This window comes from Iodobacter sp. (assembly GCF_025352645.1).
Classification (GTDB): Bacteria; Pseudomonadota; Gammaproteobacteria; order Burkholderiales; family Chitinibacteraceae; genus Iodobacter.
Map to the genome: position 1 here is coordinate 15,486 of NZ_JANXSO010000138.1, position 15,103 is coordinate 30,588.

The following is a 15,103-nucleotide window of genomic DNA, read 5'->3' on the forward strand; positions in this document are numbered from 1 at the left end:
TGTTTTAATCCTTACAAAACGGATAAATATACATGTTTGGCGGCGTAGCCTCAGTAAATCTCGATAGCAAAGGACGATTGGCAATCCCTGCCAGGCATCGTGACGTGCTCGGGACACACTGCGCTAATCGTTTGGTGATTACTGCCGAACCATCCGGCTGCTTGCTGCTTTACCCAGAACCTGATTGGTTGCCAGTACGTGACCAGCTTAATCGTCTTTCTGGCGCTCAGATGCCTATTCGCCGTTTTATCGTTGGCCATGCCGAAGAGATTGAACCGGATAGCGCTGGGCGCATTTTAATTCCCCCTCGTTTACGCCAATTGGCTGGCTTAGACAAGGAAGTAGCCCTTGTGGGCATGGGTAATAAATTTGAGCTATGGGATGAAGCCCGTTGGGCGGCCCAAATCCAGGCTGTTATGGAGATCAATCCAGACGATCTGGCGAACCAAATGCAAGGCATTGTGCTTTGACACAGATATGTATCAGAGGCCATAAGGCTCTCAGCAACGCTATGCAGGACTTTGTGTTTTGACGCTTATTCACATCAGGGTCTTCTTTGATGAGATGGCGATAGATGGCTATTTAAATGGCCTCAAACAGATTTTCAACACCCCTATGCAGGACTTTGTGCTTTGACGCTTATCCACACCACCGTTTTATTAGAAGAAGCGGTGCACGCACTGGCTATCAAGCCAAATGGCACTTACGTTGACTGCACTTTTGGTCGCGGTGGCCATTCGCGCCTTATTTTATCCAAACTGGGCCCTGAAGGCCGTTTGATTGCTTTTGATAAAGATTTAATGGCGATTGCCGAGGCAGCAACCATTACAGACCCGCGCTTTACCATCGTTCACGAAGGCTTTGTAAATCTACAAAAAGAATTAAACCTACGTGGGATTGATGCGGTAGACGGCGTACTGATGGATTTAGGCGTGTCATCACCACAATTAGATGATGCAAGCCGTGGTTTTAGTTTTCGTTTTGACGCACCGCTCGATATGCGCATGGACACTACACGTGGCACTACGGCGGCCGAATGGCTGAACTTAGCCGATGAGAAAGAAATTGCAGAGGTAGTAAAAGACTATGGCGAAGAGCGGTTTGCTAAACAGGTTGCAGCAGCGATTGTTGCAAGTCGAGCGGGAAAACAGATTCTCACCACTGGGCAACTTTCCGAGATTGTTGCAACAGCCGTCAAGAGTCGCGAGCCGGGTCAGAACCCGGCGACACGTACCTTCCAAGCTATACGGATTTACATCAATCGCGAACTTGAGGAGCTTGCGCTAACCCTACCGCAAGCCTTGCAGCTGCTCAATACTGGCGGGCGTTTCTCAGTGATTGCTTTTCATTCATTGGAAGACCGCATCGTTAAACGCTTTTTGCAAGACGCAGCACAAGGCGACAAGCTGCCATCGCGCCTGCCCGTGCGTGCCGCCGATATTGCCGAGCCACCGGTCAAAATCATAGGTAAGCCGATCCGTGCCAGCGACAAAGAAGTCAGCGATAACCCGCGCGCGCGCAGCGCTATTTTGCGTACGGCTGAGCGGACGGATATTGCGCTGTGACCCGTTTAAACCTTTTTTTGCTCGCAATTTTAATTGTGTGCGCTTTGGCTCTCATTACCAGCCAACACAAGGCCCGCCGCTTTTATGGCGAGCTACAAAAAGAAGCGGTATTAAGCCGTAAATTAGACGTGGAATGGGGGCAATTGCAGCTTGAACAAAGCACTTGGGCCATGCATTCACGTATTGAAACTGAAGCGACACAAAAATTAAATATGCAAGTTCCAGGCCCTAACCGCACGCAAGTGATTTTACCGCACGGCGAGCACGTTGCTAAACCGGTGTCGGAATGAAATTAGCCCGACCTAAACGTGTGGCATCGCAGCCACGCCAACAACGATTTGCGCAACCGCCAAAACTAGAACGCTGGCGAGTGTGGTTTGTAGTGGGCTTTTTGCTCAGCTTATTTGCGATTTTGCTAGGCCGTGGCCTGTATTTGCAAGCTTGGAACGAAGGCTTTTTGCAAGAGCAAGGCGACGCACGTTATATGCGCAACCTAAGGCAAGCGGCCAATCGCGGAATGATTACCGATAGAAATGGTGAGCCACTCGCCATCTCTACGCCAGTGCAATCGATTTGGGCCAGCCCACGCAGCATGACACTTTTGCCAGATGGCCAAGAGCGAGCGGCCGATTGGGAGCCTAAATCTGAGAAAGACCCCGTTCCTGTTTCAAAAAGTGAAATTAAAAAACTGGCCGCCGCATTACAACTGCCTGTTGAAGATATTACTAAAAAGCTAAGTTACTCCCGTAAAAATGCCAAAGGTGAAAGCGTTAAGCCTGATTTTCTGTGGCTAAACCGGCATATGTCACCTAATGACGCCAAAACGGTGATGGCACTGAATGTACCTGGTGTTTATACACAAACCGAATACCGCCGCTACTACCCTGCTGGCGATGTAATGGCGCAAATTGTGGGCACCACCGATATCGATGGCAAAGGGCAAGAAGGTTTTGAGCTAACCCGTGAGGCGATGCTGGCAGGTAAGTCAGGCAGCCGCACCGTGATTCGTGATCGGCGCGGTTATATCGTTGAAGACGTTTCCACCATTGTTCCCGCCAAAGATGGCGAAACATTGCAATTATCCATCGATCGCAAGATTCAATATCTGGCGTATCGGGAGCTTAAAAAAGGTATTGAAGCCGCCAATGCAGTAGCGGGTGCAGCGGTGGTACTAGATGCAAAAACGGGCGAAGTATTGGCGCTGGCTAACCTACCCTCTTACAACCCCAACAGCCGTGAACGGGTTGATTTAGGCAAGAAACGCAATCGCGTGGTTACCGATACTTACGAGCCAGGCTCAACAATGAAGCCATTTATTATTGCAGCGGGCTTAGAGCAAGGGGTGATCAAACCCAATAGTGTGGTGATGACGACGGGTTCTATGACCATTGGCCCAGCCACTTTTAAAGATACTCGCAACTATGGGCCGCTCAATCCTGAAGGCATTTTAAAGCACTCCAGTAATGTGGGGGCAGCCAAAGTAGGCCTGATGATGGGCCGTGAAGATTTATGGACTTACTTTAATAACTACGGTTTTGGTGCATCAACCCACAGCGGTTTTCCAGGAGAAGCATTTGGACGCGTCAGGCCTTGGAAAACATGGCGGCCAATTGAGCAAGCCACCATGTCTTTTGGCCACGGTCTTTCTGTAAGCCTGATGCAAATGGCACGTGGCTACACCGTATTTACCAATAGCGGCGAGATGAAGCCAATCACCTTTACCAAGATGATCGCGCCTAGCCCAGGTAAGCAGGTGATTTCTAGCAAAACCGCTGATTTAGTTAAAAACATGTTGGAAGCCGTGACTCAGCCCGGTGGTACTGCCACCAAAGCCCAGATTGTTGGTTTTAGAGTGGGCGGTAAAACAGGTACGGCACGCAAAATTGTGAATGGTCAGTATTCAAGGGAAAAGTACGAAGTATCGTTTATTGGCTTTGCGCCGGTATCCAACCCTAGGCTGATTGTGGCTGTCTTGGTGGATGAGCCATCCACAGCGGGCAATCGATATTACGGTGGCTGGGTTTCAGCGCCGATTTTCCAAGAAATTATGGCGGGCAGCCTGCGTATCTTGGGTGTGCCACCTGATGCACCCATGAATAATATTTTGCTACCGGGCCTGGATGCTCCAGAGCTAAGAGAAGAAACATAAACGGGCAGATGGGCACAAGAATAGCCACGGCGTGCCATGCCCCTACATTAATTTAAAGGAAGAAACATGAAAGCTGTGAGTTGGAACCTCCCTTCTCTCGACCTTCCAGCGATTGATGCAATCGCAGCAGGTGCACGCCTCGTGGTGGATAGCCGTAGGGTGCAAAGTGGCGATGTTTTCTTAGCCTTCCAAGGTGAAGAGGCCGATGGACGCAGCTTTATCGAAGCCGCCATTGCTGCAGGTGCCGCCGCCGTATTATGGGAAAGCGATGGCTTTGAATGGAATTCCGATTGGAAAGTAGCCAATCTAGGCATTGCAAATCTACGTGCACAAGCAGGCATTGTGGCTGCACACCTACTGGGTAATCCATCTCAAGCCATGTTTGTAACTGGCATTACCGGCACGAATGGCAAAACCTCGATTGCCCACTGGCTTACCCAAGCCTTTAACCTGCTCGGCAATAAAGCGGCCATGCTCGGCACGCTGGGCAATGGCTTTATTGATAAATTGACCAGCTCCAGCCACACCACGCTCGACCCCGTTACCCTACAAGGCTGGCTAGCCCGTTTGCAAGATGAGGGTGCTAGCCATATTGCGATGGAAGTCTCTTCACATGGCTTGGTGCAGGCACGCGTGCATGGCACTGCTTTTGATGTTGCAGTGTTTACCAACCTAACCCGCGATCATCTGGATTACCACGGTGATATGGCCAGCTATGGTGCGGCCAAAGCCAAGTTATTTGAGTGGGAAGGCTTAAAAACGGCCGTTATCAATACCGATGACGCGTTTGGCCGTGAATTAGCCTCCACCTGCAAAGCGCAGCGCGTGCTGACTTACGGCTTAGAAAATGGCGGCATTCGCGCGACCAAAATCAATTTAAGCCTAAGCGGCTTAGAGCTAGAAGTTGCAACGCCCTATGGCCTATGCAATATCAGCTCGCCAATGCTTGGCCGCTTTAACGCCAGCAATTTACTCGCCTGCCTATCGGTACTGCTAGCCGCTGACGTGCCACTGGCTAAAGCAGCCAATATCCTTGGCCAAATTCAGCCCGCTGCTGGCCGCATGCAAAAGCTAGGTGGTGATGAGCACCCACTGGTAGTGGTTGATTATGCCCACACCCCTGATGCACTCGAAAAAGCCCTCTCCACCCTACGCGAATCCATGAAGGAAGATGGCCGCCTGTATTGCATCTTTGGTTGCGGCGGCGATAGAGATAAAGGCAAGCGCCCCTTAATGGGCGAGATTGCTTGCCACCTTGCTGATTCAGTGATTATCACTTCGGATAATCCGCGCACCGAAACTGCGCAAGCGATTATTCAAGACATCGTACGTGGCGTTTCTGGCGTACCGGGCACGGGCCACGCCAATTACATCATTGATTCGGATCGCTCTTCGGCCATCGTGGATACCATCGATGTAGCCACCGCTAAAGACGTGATTTTGATCGCAGGTAAGGGCCATGAAACTTATCAAGAAATCGCAGGAATTCGTCATCCCTTTGATGATGTAGCGATTGCCAACCGCGCCCTATCAAGGAAGAAAAAATAATGTTGTCTTTGCAAGAAACCGCGCAGGCCCTTAAGGCCACTTTACACGCTGAAAGTGGCACGCAATTTACACGCGTCACTACCGACAGCCGTGATGTTCGCGCGGGTGATTTATTTGTGGCCTTACGCGGCGAAAGCTTTGATGGCAATGCCTTTGCAACCACGGCCATCGCGGCGGGGGCCGTCTGTGCCTTGGTCGATACGCCCATCGCTGGCCCACATATTTTAGTAGAAGACACACTGGCAGCCCTTGGGCAACTGGCCGCTTTCTGGCGAGCGCATTTAAAGGCGAGCACAGGTCAAATTGTGATCGGCGTAACCGGCAGTAATGGTAAAACCACGGTCAAAGAAATGATCTCTGCCGTGCTGGGCCACCATAGCGGCAAAGACGCCGTACACGCCACACGTGGCAATCTAAACAATCATATTGGCCTACCGCTCACTCTATTAGCGGCACGAGCAAACCATCGCTATGTGGTTGCCGAAATGGGCATGAATCATTTTGATGAAATCAGCTACCTCACCCATATCGCCAAGCCCGACATCGCCATTATCACCAACGCAGGCCGTTGCCATTTAGAAGCGCTCGGCAGCGTGGCGGGGGTGGCTCAGGCCAAGGGCGAGATTTTTGCTGGCCTAGTTGCCGGTGGCTACGCCATTATTAATGCCGACGACGATTACGCTCCGCTATGGCGCGAGCTGGCCGCCGAGCATCCACAAGTTAGCTTTAGCCTCACCAATGCCGATGTCTACGCGCGTAATTTGTGCGCCCACCATACCGGCGCACAATTTACCCTTTGCACGCCCAATGACTCGGCCCAAGTCGATTTACAAGTACCCGGCTTACACAATGTACTCAACGCCTTAGGCGCGGCGGCCGTCGGCCATGCTTTAGCTATAGGCGCTGAAGATATCGCCAGCGGCTTAGCCAGCTACGAAGGCACCAAGGGGCGTTTACAAAGCAAAACCGCCTTTAATGGCGCAAAAGTATTCGACGATACTTACAACGCCAACCCAGAATCCATGCATGCCGCGATTGATGTGCTGGCCAGTTTTGGCAGCGACACCCTACTGATTTTGGGCGATATGGGTGAACTAGGCAGCGATATTGCCGAACGCCACCAAGAAATCGGCGCTTATGCACGGCAAAAAGGCATTGCCCGCCTCTATACCCACGGCACACTGATGCAGCTTGCTAGCCAAGCTTTTGGCACTCACGGCCAGCACTTTAACGATATTGCCGAATTAATCAGCTTTGTTCGCGCAGATTTATCCCCCAGCACCACCATTTTGGTGAAAGGCTCGCGCTTTATGCGTATGGAACGCGTCGTGGATGGCGTGGTAATAAATAATCTGGAGAAGATGTAAATGTTGTTGCTGTTAGCTCAATGGCTAGGCGAATCAGTTCGCGCCTTTCACGTTTTTAACTACATCACCCTAAGAGCGGTGCTGGCGACCATGACGGCGCTTGGTATCTCTTGGACGATGGGCCCTTGGGTCATTCAAAAGCTCACCGATTTAAAAGTCGGCCAAGTCGTACGTACTGACGGCGTACAAAGCCATCTCATTAAAGCGGGCACCCCCACCATGGGCGGCACGCTGATTTTACTGGCGATTGGCCTTACCACCCTACTGTGGGGTGATCTGCGCAATAAATACGTTTGGCTCGCACTGATTGTTACGCTAGCCACCGGCGTCATTGGCTTTGTAGATGACTATCGCAAAATTGCCCTAAAAGACCCTAAGGGGATGTCAGCCAAAGCTAAATTATTTTGGCAATCCTTGATCGCCATTGGTGCGGGGGTGTTTCTGGTGCATGCCGGTGGTAGCCTGCCCGCCAATACGGGGTTTGTTGTGCCGTTTTTCAAGCAAATCCTCTACCCATTTGGCGCAGTTGGCTTTTGTGTTTTGACTTACTTTGTCATTGTTGGCACCAGTAATGCGGTGAACTTAACCGATGGTTTAGATGGCTTAGCCATTATGCCAACCGTGCTGATCTCATTTGCCTTTTGCATCTTTGCCTATGTAGCGGGCAATGTGGTTTTTTCCAAATACCTAGGCGTGCCCTTTGTACCCGGCGCGGGTGAGCTGGTCATTTTCTGTGCCTCTATGGCTGGAGCGGGCTTAGGATTTTTATGGTTTAACGCCTACCCAGCCGAAGTATTTATGGGTGACGTTGGCGCACTAGCTCTGGGCGCTGGCCTTGGTATTGTGGCGGTGATTGTGCGCCAAGAAATCGTTTTGCTGATTATGGGTGGCGTATTTGTAATGGAAGCGCTGTCCGTAATGATTCAAGTGGCCAGCTTTAAGCTGCGCGGCAAACGGGTATTTAGAATGGCCCCAATCCACCACCATTACGAATTAAAAGGCTGGAAAGAAACGCAAGTCGTCGTGCGCTTCTGGATTATCACCATGCTGCTGGTATTAGCAGGTTTAGCCACGCTGAAGCTGCGTTAATTATTGAAAGACAAACCTAGGTCTTAAACCACAGAGAAAAAGGAGAACACAGAGGGCCACGGAGAAAAGCAAGAGAATCACAGCTGCATTTCTCCGTTCTAAAGGTTTTCTCCGTGTTCTCTGTGCCCTCCGTGGTTCAAGATTTGGGTTTTAGCTTTGCTTGTAGACATTGAAGAGAAAAAAATGAATTACCAAGGCAAACATTGCATCGTTGTAGGTTTAGGCGAATCGGGGTTTTCTGCTGCTAAGTGGCTGGCAGCTCAAGGCGCGCGCGTCACCGTCTGCGATACCCGCAGCACCCCGCCTAATCTAGAGCAATTGCATTCTGCCCATAGCCAGATCGAACTACGCCTTGGCGCGTTCAGCGATGCTACTTTTGTCGATGCCGATACTCTGATTATTAGCCCTGGTGTGCCGCTGGCAACCCCCGCGATTGCAGCCGCGGTAGCGCGTGGTGTGCCAGCGATTGGCGATGTGGAATTATTTGCTCAGGCCGTTGCTAGCTCCAAAGCCAAAGTGATTGCAATTACCGGCTCAAATGGTAAATCCACCGTCACCAGCATGGTGGGTGCGATGTGCAGCGCAGCGGGCTTAAACACCGTGATGGCGGGCAATATTGGCCTACCGGTACTGGATGCGCTAAGCCAGCATTCTAATGCCGATGTGTTTGTTTTAGAGCTTTCCAGTTTTCAGCTAGAAACCACCAGCTCGCTCAATGCACACGCCGCAGCGGTGCTTAATATCAGCGAAGATCATTTAGACCGTTATAAAAATCTGGCGCATTACGCCGCCACCAAAGCCGGTATTTTTGCGGGCACAGGTGTAATGGTACTCAACCGAGAAGACGCCTTCTGCCGTGATATGAGCCTTCCTGATCGCCAAGTGGTGTGGTTTGGCGCTGATGCACCCAAAGCCGCCGAGTATGGCTTAAGCAGTGATGACTTTACTCTAAGCTACGGCGATGAAGCACTCATGAAGGCCGCTGATTTACCCGTGGCAGGCTTGCATAACGCGGTGAATGCCTTATCAGCCATCGCACTATGCCGTGCCATTGGCGTAGCAACGGCCCCGATGCTGGCAGCACTAAAATCATTTTCTGGCCTTGCCCACCGCGTAGAGTTTATTGCCACCATAAACGGCGTGAGCTACTACGACGATTCCAAAGGCACCAATGTGGGCGCTACAGAAGCAGCGCTTAAAGGCATGACTCGTCCCGTGGTATTGATTGCCGGTGGCGATGGCAAGGGGCAAGATTTCCGCCCATTGAAAGCTGCTTGCGAGCGCATCTGCCGTGCCGTCATTTTGATTGGCCGTGACGCGTCCATTTTAGCCGAAGCCTTAAATGAAGCCCAATCACAGTTTGTGGATTTCGATAACGAACACCTACTGCCCATCTTGCAATTACCCACCATGGAAATGGCGGTGCAGTTTGCCAGCAATTTTGCCGAAAATGGCGACGTAATCCTGCTATCCCCTGCTTGCGCCAGCTTAGATATGTACCGCAACTATCATCACCGTGCGGAAGTATTTATTGCTGCAGTGAAAGGATTAGAAAGCTAATGCGTCAGCTATTCTCACAAACCGCTATTCGGGTACGCCCAACGATGCTTCTTAGGGATCAAATCCCTGCTAATCCTCTTTGCCTCTTTAAAGGTTGGAGGGACTGATGCGTCAGCTATTCTCACAAGCCATTAAGCGGCTACGCCCCAGTATGAGCGCCTACGATCAGGCGCTGTTCTGGTGCATTACCCTGCTGCTGACCATTGGTTTAGTGATGGTGTATTCCTCATCGATTGCGATGGCCGAGGTAGATAAAGACACGGGCTTTCGCTCGAATTACTTCCTGATTCGCCATATGGTTTTCTTGGCAATAGGCATTGCTGCGGCGTTTATTTCGTTTTCTATCTCGACTAAAACTTGGCAGCAATACTCACCGATGCTGTTTATGTTTGGCATCATCTTACTGATTTTGGTACTGGTTCCGCATATTGGTAAAGAAGTCAACGGTAGCCGCCGCTGGCTCTCTTTAGTGGTGATTAATTTGCAGCCATCCGAGCTGATGAAGCTATTTGTTGTACTCTACGCCGCCGATTACACCGTGCGTAAAGCCATCAATATGAATGGCTCATTTTTAGAAAGCGTCACCAAAGTGCTGTTACCGATGTTTATGGTGATGGTGGTGGTAGGGGCTTTATTACTGCTAGAGCCAGACTTTGGCGCGTTTACCGTGATTACCGCCATCGCCATGGGTGCACTGTTTTTAGGTGGCTTTAACTGGAAGCTATTTGCTGGCCTATTTATCTTTTTGGGCGTGGCCTTTGTGGGCTTGGTCGTAAGCTCGCCTTACCGCATGCAGCGTGTTTTAGGCTTTTTAGACCCGTGGAAAGACCCGTACGGCAAGGGCTATCAGCTTAGTCACTCCTTGATTGCTTTTGGCCGTGGAGAATGGAGCGGCGTGGGGCTAGGTGCCAGCGTAGAAAAACTCTCTTACTTACCCGAGGCACATACCGACTTTTTGATGGCGATTATTGCCGAAGAGTTTGGCTTTATGGGCGTTGCCGTGGTGATTTTACTGTTTTCATTTTTGATTTTCCGCGCCTTTATGATCGGCGTACAAGCCGCCAAATTAGAGCGCCACTGGCAAGCGCTAGCCGCGCAAGGCGTAGGGATTTGGATGGGTGTACAGGCATTTATCAATATTGGCGTAAATATGGGGCTGATGCCCACTAAGGGCCTCACCCTGCCACTACTGTCTTTCGGTGGCTCGGGCATTGTGGCTAATTTAATCGCACTGGGTGTATTAATGCGCATTGATTATGAAAGCCGTCAGCTGATTAGAGGCTATCGATCATGAGCAAACGAACCCTTATGGTGATGGCAGGTGGCACTGGCGGGCATATTTTCCCCGCCCTAGCGGTAGCCAATGAGCTAAAAGAGCGCGGCTGGAAGATCATCTGGCTGGGCGCGGCTGGGCGTATGGAAACACGCATCGTGCCGGAACACGGCATTGAGTTAATCACGCTCAAAATTGATGGCGTACGCGGCAAAGGCCTCTTAAAAAAACTAAGCCTACCGTGGGTGCAGCTTAAAGCCCTATGCGGCGCGTTTAAAGCGATTTTTGAACACAGGCCCGATGTCGCCATTGGCTTTGGTGGCTTTACAGGCTTTGCTGGTGGAATCGCCATGCGCCTACTGTGGCTGCCACTGGTCATACATGAACAAAACTCCGTAGCGGGACTCACCAATAAAGTGCTTTCAAAAATAGCCAACCGCGTGCTGTTTGCTTTTCCAAGCGCTTTTCCTAGCATTGATGGCTGCATTGGCAACCCAGTTAGGGATGAGATCAAAGCCATGCCCGCCCCAGCGGAACGATTTGCTGGTCGCACTGGCCCGCTCAAGTTACTCGTGGTTGGTGGCAGCCTAGGCGCACAAGTGTTTAACGAAGAAGTACCCAAAGCATTGGCGCTCTTGCCCGAAGCCAGCCGCCCACAGGTGATTCACCAAGCAGGCGAAAAGCATATTGAAGCGTTGCGCGCCAATTATGCCAAAGCAGGCGTTAGCGCCGATTGTGTGGCTTTTATTAGCGATATGGCCAACGCCTATGGCGATGCCGATTTAGTCTTGTGCCGTGCCGGAGCACTCACCGTGGCCGAGCTGGCTTGTATGGGCGTGGCCTCGGTACTGGTGCCTTTTCCACATGCGGTAGACGATCACCAAACCGGCAATGCACGTTATTTAAGCGAAAACGGTGCTGGCCATTTATTGCCTCAAACCCAATTTAACGCAGCCGCTTTTGCAGTACTACTTAGCCAGACCAGCCGCGAAGGCTGCTTAAACATTGCGACACAGGCTAGAACACTAGCCAAACCGGATGCCACCTTAAGTGTTGTGGCTGTAATAGAAGAATTAGCTAAGTGACATCATGATGAAACATAAAGTTAAACGTATCCATTTTGTAGGCATAGGCGGAGTCGGCATGAGCGGCATCGCTGAGGTGCTGCTTAATCTTGGTTTTGAGATCAGTGGTAGCGATCTTGGCAGCAATGCCACCACTCAGCGCCTAGCCGCTGCCGGTGCGCAAGTACACTTGGGCCACTCAGCAGAGTATGTTGCCAATAGCGACGTTGTAGTGATTTCTAGCGCGGTAAAAGACGATAACGCTGAAGTGATCGAAGCGCGTAGCCGCAAGATTCCCGTCGTGCCACGCGCCCAAATGCTGGCCGAGCTGATGCGTCTGAAACAAGGCATCGCTATCGCTGGCACCCACGGTAAAACCACCACCACCAGCCTGACGGCCTCTATTTTAGAAGCAGCCGGGTTAGATCCTACTTTTGTAATTGGCGGCAAATTACACGCCGCAGGCAGCAATGCACGTTTAGGCCATGGCGACTTTTTAGTGGCCGAGGCCGATGAAAGCGATGCGTCTTTCCTGCTCCTCACCCCTGTGATTTCGGTGGTGACCAATATCGACCAAGACCATATGGATACCTATGGCCATGATTTTAATAATTTAAAGAAGGCCTTTATCACCTTCTTGCAGCACCTACCCTTCTATGGCCGCGCCGTACTGTGCATTGATGACCCTTATGTGCGCGAGATTTTGCCACAGGTCACCAGCCCAATTACCAGCTATGGCGTTAGCCCAGATGCCATGCTGCGCGCCGAGAATATCGTCGCCCTTGATGGCAAGATGCAATTTGATGCGGTATGGGAAAACGGCGAATCACGCCGCCTAGCCATCACACTCAATATGCCCGGCATGCACAATGTACTGAACGCACTCGCCGCGATTGCAGTCAGCATTGAAGTGGGCGCAGATGAAGCCGCTATTCAATCGGCGCTGGCAGGCTTTGAAGGTGTTGGTCGCCGCTTCCAGCGTTACGGTGATATCGCCTTAGCAGCCGGTGGCAGCTTTACCTTGGTAGACGATTACGGCCACCACCCAGTTGAAATGGCAGCCACCATTGCTGCTGCGCGAGGCGCGTTTCCAGGTCGGCGTTTAGTGCTGGCTTTCCAGCCGCACCGCTACAGCCGCACCCGCGATTGCTTTGAAGATTTCGTACAAGTGTTATCCACGGTAGATGGCTTATTGCTGGCCGAAGTGTATGCCGCAGGTGAAGCGCCAATTGTGGCTGCAGACAGCCGGAGCCTAGCACGCGCCGTACGTATTGTTGGCAAAGTAGAACCCCAATTTGTAGCAGACATCAGTGAAATGCCCGCAGCCATGATGGCCGCAGCCAAAGACGGCGATGTGATCATCACCATGGGCGCAGGCACGATAGGCGGTGTACCAGGCAAGGTGGCTGCAATTTAAATCACAAAAACCAGATCTTTAACCACGGAGAAAAAGGAGAACACGGAGGGCCACGGAGAAAAGCAAAAAATGCTTCATCTTCATTTTTATCAGGTTTTCTCCGTGAAATTCCGTGTTCTCTGTGCCCTCCGTGGTTCAAGATTTAGGTTTGGAATTTGTAGGGTGGGCATTGTGCCCACGCGAAAAACAACAGCTGGATTGAGTAAGCAAAATGAATAAATACGGAAAAGTAGCCGTGGTAATGGGGGGCACTTCAGCAGAGCGTGAAGTGTCTTTAATGAGCGGTGCAGGTGTTTTAGGTGCTCTGCTGGCGCGCGGCGTGGATGCGTATGCTTTCGATCCAGCCGAAAAACCGCTGACCGCTTTAACGACAGAAAAATTTGACCGTGCTTTTCTAATTTTGCACGGCCCATTTGGTGAAGATGGCACATTGCAAGGTGCATTAGATGTAATAGGCATGCCATATACTGGCTGTGGTGTATTGGCCTCAGCGCTGGGTATGGATAAGCTGCGCAGCAAGCTGATTTGGCAAGCACTGGGGTTGCCTATTCCTGCCTTTGAAATTCTTACTCCAGCAAGCGATTTTGCTGCGGTTGAGCAAAAGCTTGGCCTACCGCTATTTGTAAAGCCTGCTTGCGAAGGCTCTAGTATTGGCGTGAGTAAAGTAAAAAATGCCGGAGATCTTGCCGCTGCGTTTGCAGAAGCTTACAAATATGACAAGATTGTGATTGCAGAACAGTTCATAGGTGGGGGAGAATACACCGCAGCTGTGCTGGGAGACCAAGTACTGTCGTTTGTAAAAATTGAGCCTGCTACTGAATTCTACGATTACGAAGCCAAATATATCCGCAATGATACGGTTTATCGCTGTCCTGCCGGTTTGTCCTCTGAACTCAATGAAAAAATCGCTGGCTACGTCAAGAAAGCCTTTTGGGCACTTGGCGGCAGCGGCTGGGCGCGTATTGATTTTTTAATGGACGAAGCAGGAAATCCCTATTTATTAGAAGCCAATACCGCGCCGGGTATGACCAGCCATAGCTTATTTCCTATGGCGGCTAAAGACGCGGGTTTGAGCTATGAGGATTTAGTTTTGCAAGTATTAGACAGCACGCTGGAATAAGAAACTTGATTTTATTTAACCATTTCAGCCAATTAATAAACGCCATTACGATGAGGCTAGCCCATGTGGGATAAACCTCAGCTATTAATGTGGTTTGCCAATTTGCTGACGGCTCTGGCTCTATTGCTTTTATTTTATGCTTTGCTGTTTTTGACTGTGCATTCGCCTTTGTTTCCGATTAAGCGAATCAAAGTTGATGGTGATTTAGTTCACGTAACCCGTGAGCAATTGCAATACGTGATTAAACACGAGCTAAAAGGAACATTTTTTACTCTGGATCTAGATAAAACCCGCGTAGCTTTTGAAAAGCTACCTTGGGTAAGGCAAGTAACGGTACGCCGCCATTGGCCAGATCGAGTAGAAGTAAATATAGAAGAGCATAAAGCTATGGCGCGTTGGGGCTCAGTTGGATTGCTAAATAGCTATGGCGAACGCTTTGATGCAGCTTCAAATGATCAATTACCGACTTTAGAAGGGCCAGATGGCACAGAAAAAATCATGATTGATGGCTTTGTAGAGTTACATAAAACGCTGTTGCCGCTGGGTAAAAAAGCCACTCATGTTTGGCTATCGGCAAGGCGGGCATGGCGATTTGAGCTAGATCATCAGCTCACCATTGAAGTAGGCAGAGATGAGCCAGTAGCAAGGACCGCGCGTTTTGTAACCGCTTACCCTTACTCCTTGGGCCGATTAAAACAGCCTTTTGAATATGTCGATTTACGCTATCCAAATGGCTTTGCAGTACGTTTACCAGATTTCAAACCAGCAGCAGCAAAGCCGGAAAATGCAAAAGAAGCCGCTTTAGCGCATTAAATGGCACTTTGTAATGGATATAAATTTGTAGCTTGGTGCTAAACATACGAAGCCCAAGCTACACCGATTCAAATTTTTATATCAAACGATAAAGCAATACCAAACATTCAGCGGCATCAGCTTAATAAAGCGCCGTTT

General features: G+C 50.5%; 13 protein-coding genes. All 13 read left to right on the forward strand.

Going from position 1 to position 15,103, the window contains the following annotated elements:
• Nucleotides 1-32 precede the first annotated feature (32 nt).
• Entirely contained in the window at nucleotides 33-470 is a 438-nt protein-coding gene (gene mraZ / locus Q0R17_RS15720) for a division/cell wall cluster transcriptional repressor MraZ (protein WP_293936515.1), read from the forward strand.
• 162 nt (nucleotides 471-632) lie between these two features.
• Complete coding sequence (gene rsmH, locus Q0R17_RS15725; protein WP_293936517.1) at nucleotides 633-1,565, forward strand: 16S rRNA (cytosine(1402)-N(4))-methyltransferase RsmH; 933 nt, start codon at nucleotides 633-635, stop codon at nucleotides 1,563-1,565.
• Nucleotides 1,562-1,855: a cell division protein FtsL gene (gene ftsL, locus Q0R17_RS15730; protein WP_293936519.1), complete on the forward strand. Its 294-nt coding sequence runs from the start codon at nucleotides 1,562-1,564 to the stop codon at nucleotides 1,853-1,855. The genes rsmH and ftsL overlap by 4 nt, the downstream gene beginning before the upstream one ends.
• The gene (locus Q0R17_RS15735; RefSeq protein ID WP_293936522.1) at nucleotides 1,852-3,714 is read left to right on the forward strand and encodes a penicillin-binding protein 2; all 1,863 of its coding nucleotides are present in this window, start codon (nucleotides 1,852-1,854) and stop codon (nucleotides 3,712-3,714) included. Before ftsL ends, Q0R17_RS15735 begins: the two co-directional genes overlap by 4 nt.
• A 66-nt stretch (nucleotides 3,715-3,780) precedes the next feature.
• The gene (locus Q0R17_RS15740) at nucleotides 3,781-5,262 is read left to right on the forward strand and encodes a UDP-N-acetylmuramoyl-L-alanyl-D-glutamate--2,6-diaminopimelate ligase (protein WP_293936524.1); all 1,482 of its coding nucleotides are present in this window, start codon (nucleotides 3,781-3,783) and stop codon (nucleotides 5,260-5,262) included.
• Entirely contained in the window at nucleotides 5,262-6,629 is a 1,368-nt protein-coding gene (gene murF, locus Q0R17_RS15745) for a UDP-N-acetylmuramoyl-tripeptide--D-alanyl-D-alanine ligase (protein ID WP_293936527.1), read from the forward strand. The genes Q0R17_RS15740 and murF overlap by 1 nt, the downstream gene beginning before the upstream one ends.
• Nucleotides 6,630-7,718 carry a phospho-N-acetylmuramoyl-pentapeptide-transferase gene (gene mraY, locus Q0R17_RS15750; protein WP_293936530.1) on the forward strand — a complete coding sequence of 363 codons (1,089 nt, stop codon included), beginning with the start codon at nucleotides 6,630-6,632 and terminating at the stop codon, nucleotides 7,716-7,718.
• Nucleotides 7,719-7,901: 183 nt separating this feature from the next.
• The gene (gene murD / locus Q0R17_RS15755) at nucleotides 7,902-9,278 is read left to right on the forward strand and encodes a UDP-N-acetylmuramoyl-L-alanine--D-glutamate ligase (RefSeq protein ID WP_293936533.1); all 1,377 of its coding nucleotides are present in this window, start codon (nucleotides 7,902-7,904) and stop codon (nucleotides 9,276-9,278) included.
• A gap of 106 nt (nucleotides 9,279-9,384) precedes the next feature.
• Nucleotides 9,385-10,572, forward strand: a complete 1,188-nt coding sequence (gene ftsW / locus Q0R17_RS15760) for a putative lipid II flippase FtsW (RefSeq protein ID WP_293936537.1) — start codon at nucleotides 9,385-9,387, stop codon at nucleotides 10,570-10,572.
• Nucleotides 10,569-11,636 (forward strand): undecaprenyldiphospho-muramoylpentapeptide beta-N-acetylglucosaminyltransferase, encoded by a 1,068-nt coding sequence (gene murG, locus Q0R17_RS15765; RefSeq protein ID WP_293936540.1) that lies wholly within the window; start codon nucleotides 10,569-10,571, stop codon nucleotides 11,634-11,636. The genes ftsW and murG overlap by 4 nt, the downstream gene beginning before the upstream one ends.
• A 7-nt stretch (nucleotides 11,637-11,643) precedes the next feature.
• The gene (murC, locus tag Q0R17_RS15770; RefSeq protein WP_293936600.1) at nucleotides 11,644-13,032 is read left to right on the forward strand and encodes a UDP-N-acetylmuramate--L-alanine ligase; all 1,389 of its coding nucleotides are present in this window, start codon (nucleotides 11,644-11,646) and stop codon (nucleotides 13,030-13,032) included.
• Nucleotides 13,033-13,243: 211 nt separating this feature from the next.
• Nucleotides 13,244-14,152 (forward strand): D-alanine--D-alanine ligase, encoded by a 909-nt coding sequence (locus Q0R17_RS15775; RefSeq protein WP_293936543.1) that lies wholly within the window; start codon nucleotides 13,244-13,246, stop codon nucleotides 14,150-14,152.
• A 63-nt stretch (nucleotides 14,153-14,215) separates the two neighbouring features.
• Nucleotides 14,216-14,965, forward strand: coding sequence for a cell division protein FtsQ/DivIB (locus Q0R17_RS15780; protein ID WP_293936545.1), 750 nt, complete (start codon nucleotides 14,216-14,218; stop codon nucleotides 14,963-14,965).
• Nucleotides 14,966-15,103: the final 138 nt, after the last annotated feature.

Bases quoted from the DNA above. Each gene is read 5' to 3' on its own strand.
- Q0R17_RS15740 (WP_293936524.1), top strand. From the start codon at position 3,781: ATGAAAGCTGTGAGTTGGAACCTCCCTTCTCTCGACCTTCCAGCGATT.
- Q0R17_RS15735 (WP_293936522.1), top strand. From the start codon at position 1,852: ATGAAATTAGCCCGACCTAAACGTGTGGCATCGCAGCCACGCCAACAA.
- murD (WP_293936533.1), top strand. From the start codon at position 7,902: ATGAATTACCAAGGCAAACATTGCATCGTTGTAGGTTTAGGCGAATCG.
- murC (WP_293936600.1), top strand. From the start codon at position 11,644: ATGAAACATAAAGTTAAACGTATCCATTTTGTAGGCATAGGCGGAGTC.
- Q0R17_RS15780 (WP_293936545.1), top strand. From the start codon at position 14,216: ATGTGGGATAAACCTCAGCTATTAATGTGGTTTGCCAATTTGCTGACG.
- Q0R17_RS15775 (WP_293936543.1), top strand. From the start codon at position 13,244: ATGAATAAATACGGAAAAGTAGCCGTGGTAATGGGGGGCACTTCAGCA.
- ftsW (WP_293936537.1), top strand. From the start codon at position 9,385: ATGCGTCAGCTATTCTCACAAGCCATTAAGCGGCTACGCCCCAGTATG.
- murG (WP_293936540.1), top strand. From the start codon at position 10,569: ATGAGCAAACGAACCCTTATGGTGATGGCAGGTGGCACTGGCGGGCAT.
- mraY (WP_293936530.1), top strand. From the start codon at position 6,630: ATGTTGTTGCTGTTAGCTCAATGGCTAGGCGAATCAGTTCGCGCCTTT.
- mraZ (WP_293936515.1), top strand. From the start codon at position 33: ATGTTTGGCGGCGTAGCCTCAGTAAATCTCGATAGCAAAGGACGATTG.
- murF (WP_293936527.1), top strand. From the start codon at position 5,262: ATGTTGTCTTTGCAAGAAACCGCGCAGGCCCTTAAGGCCACTTTACAC.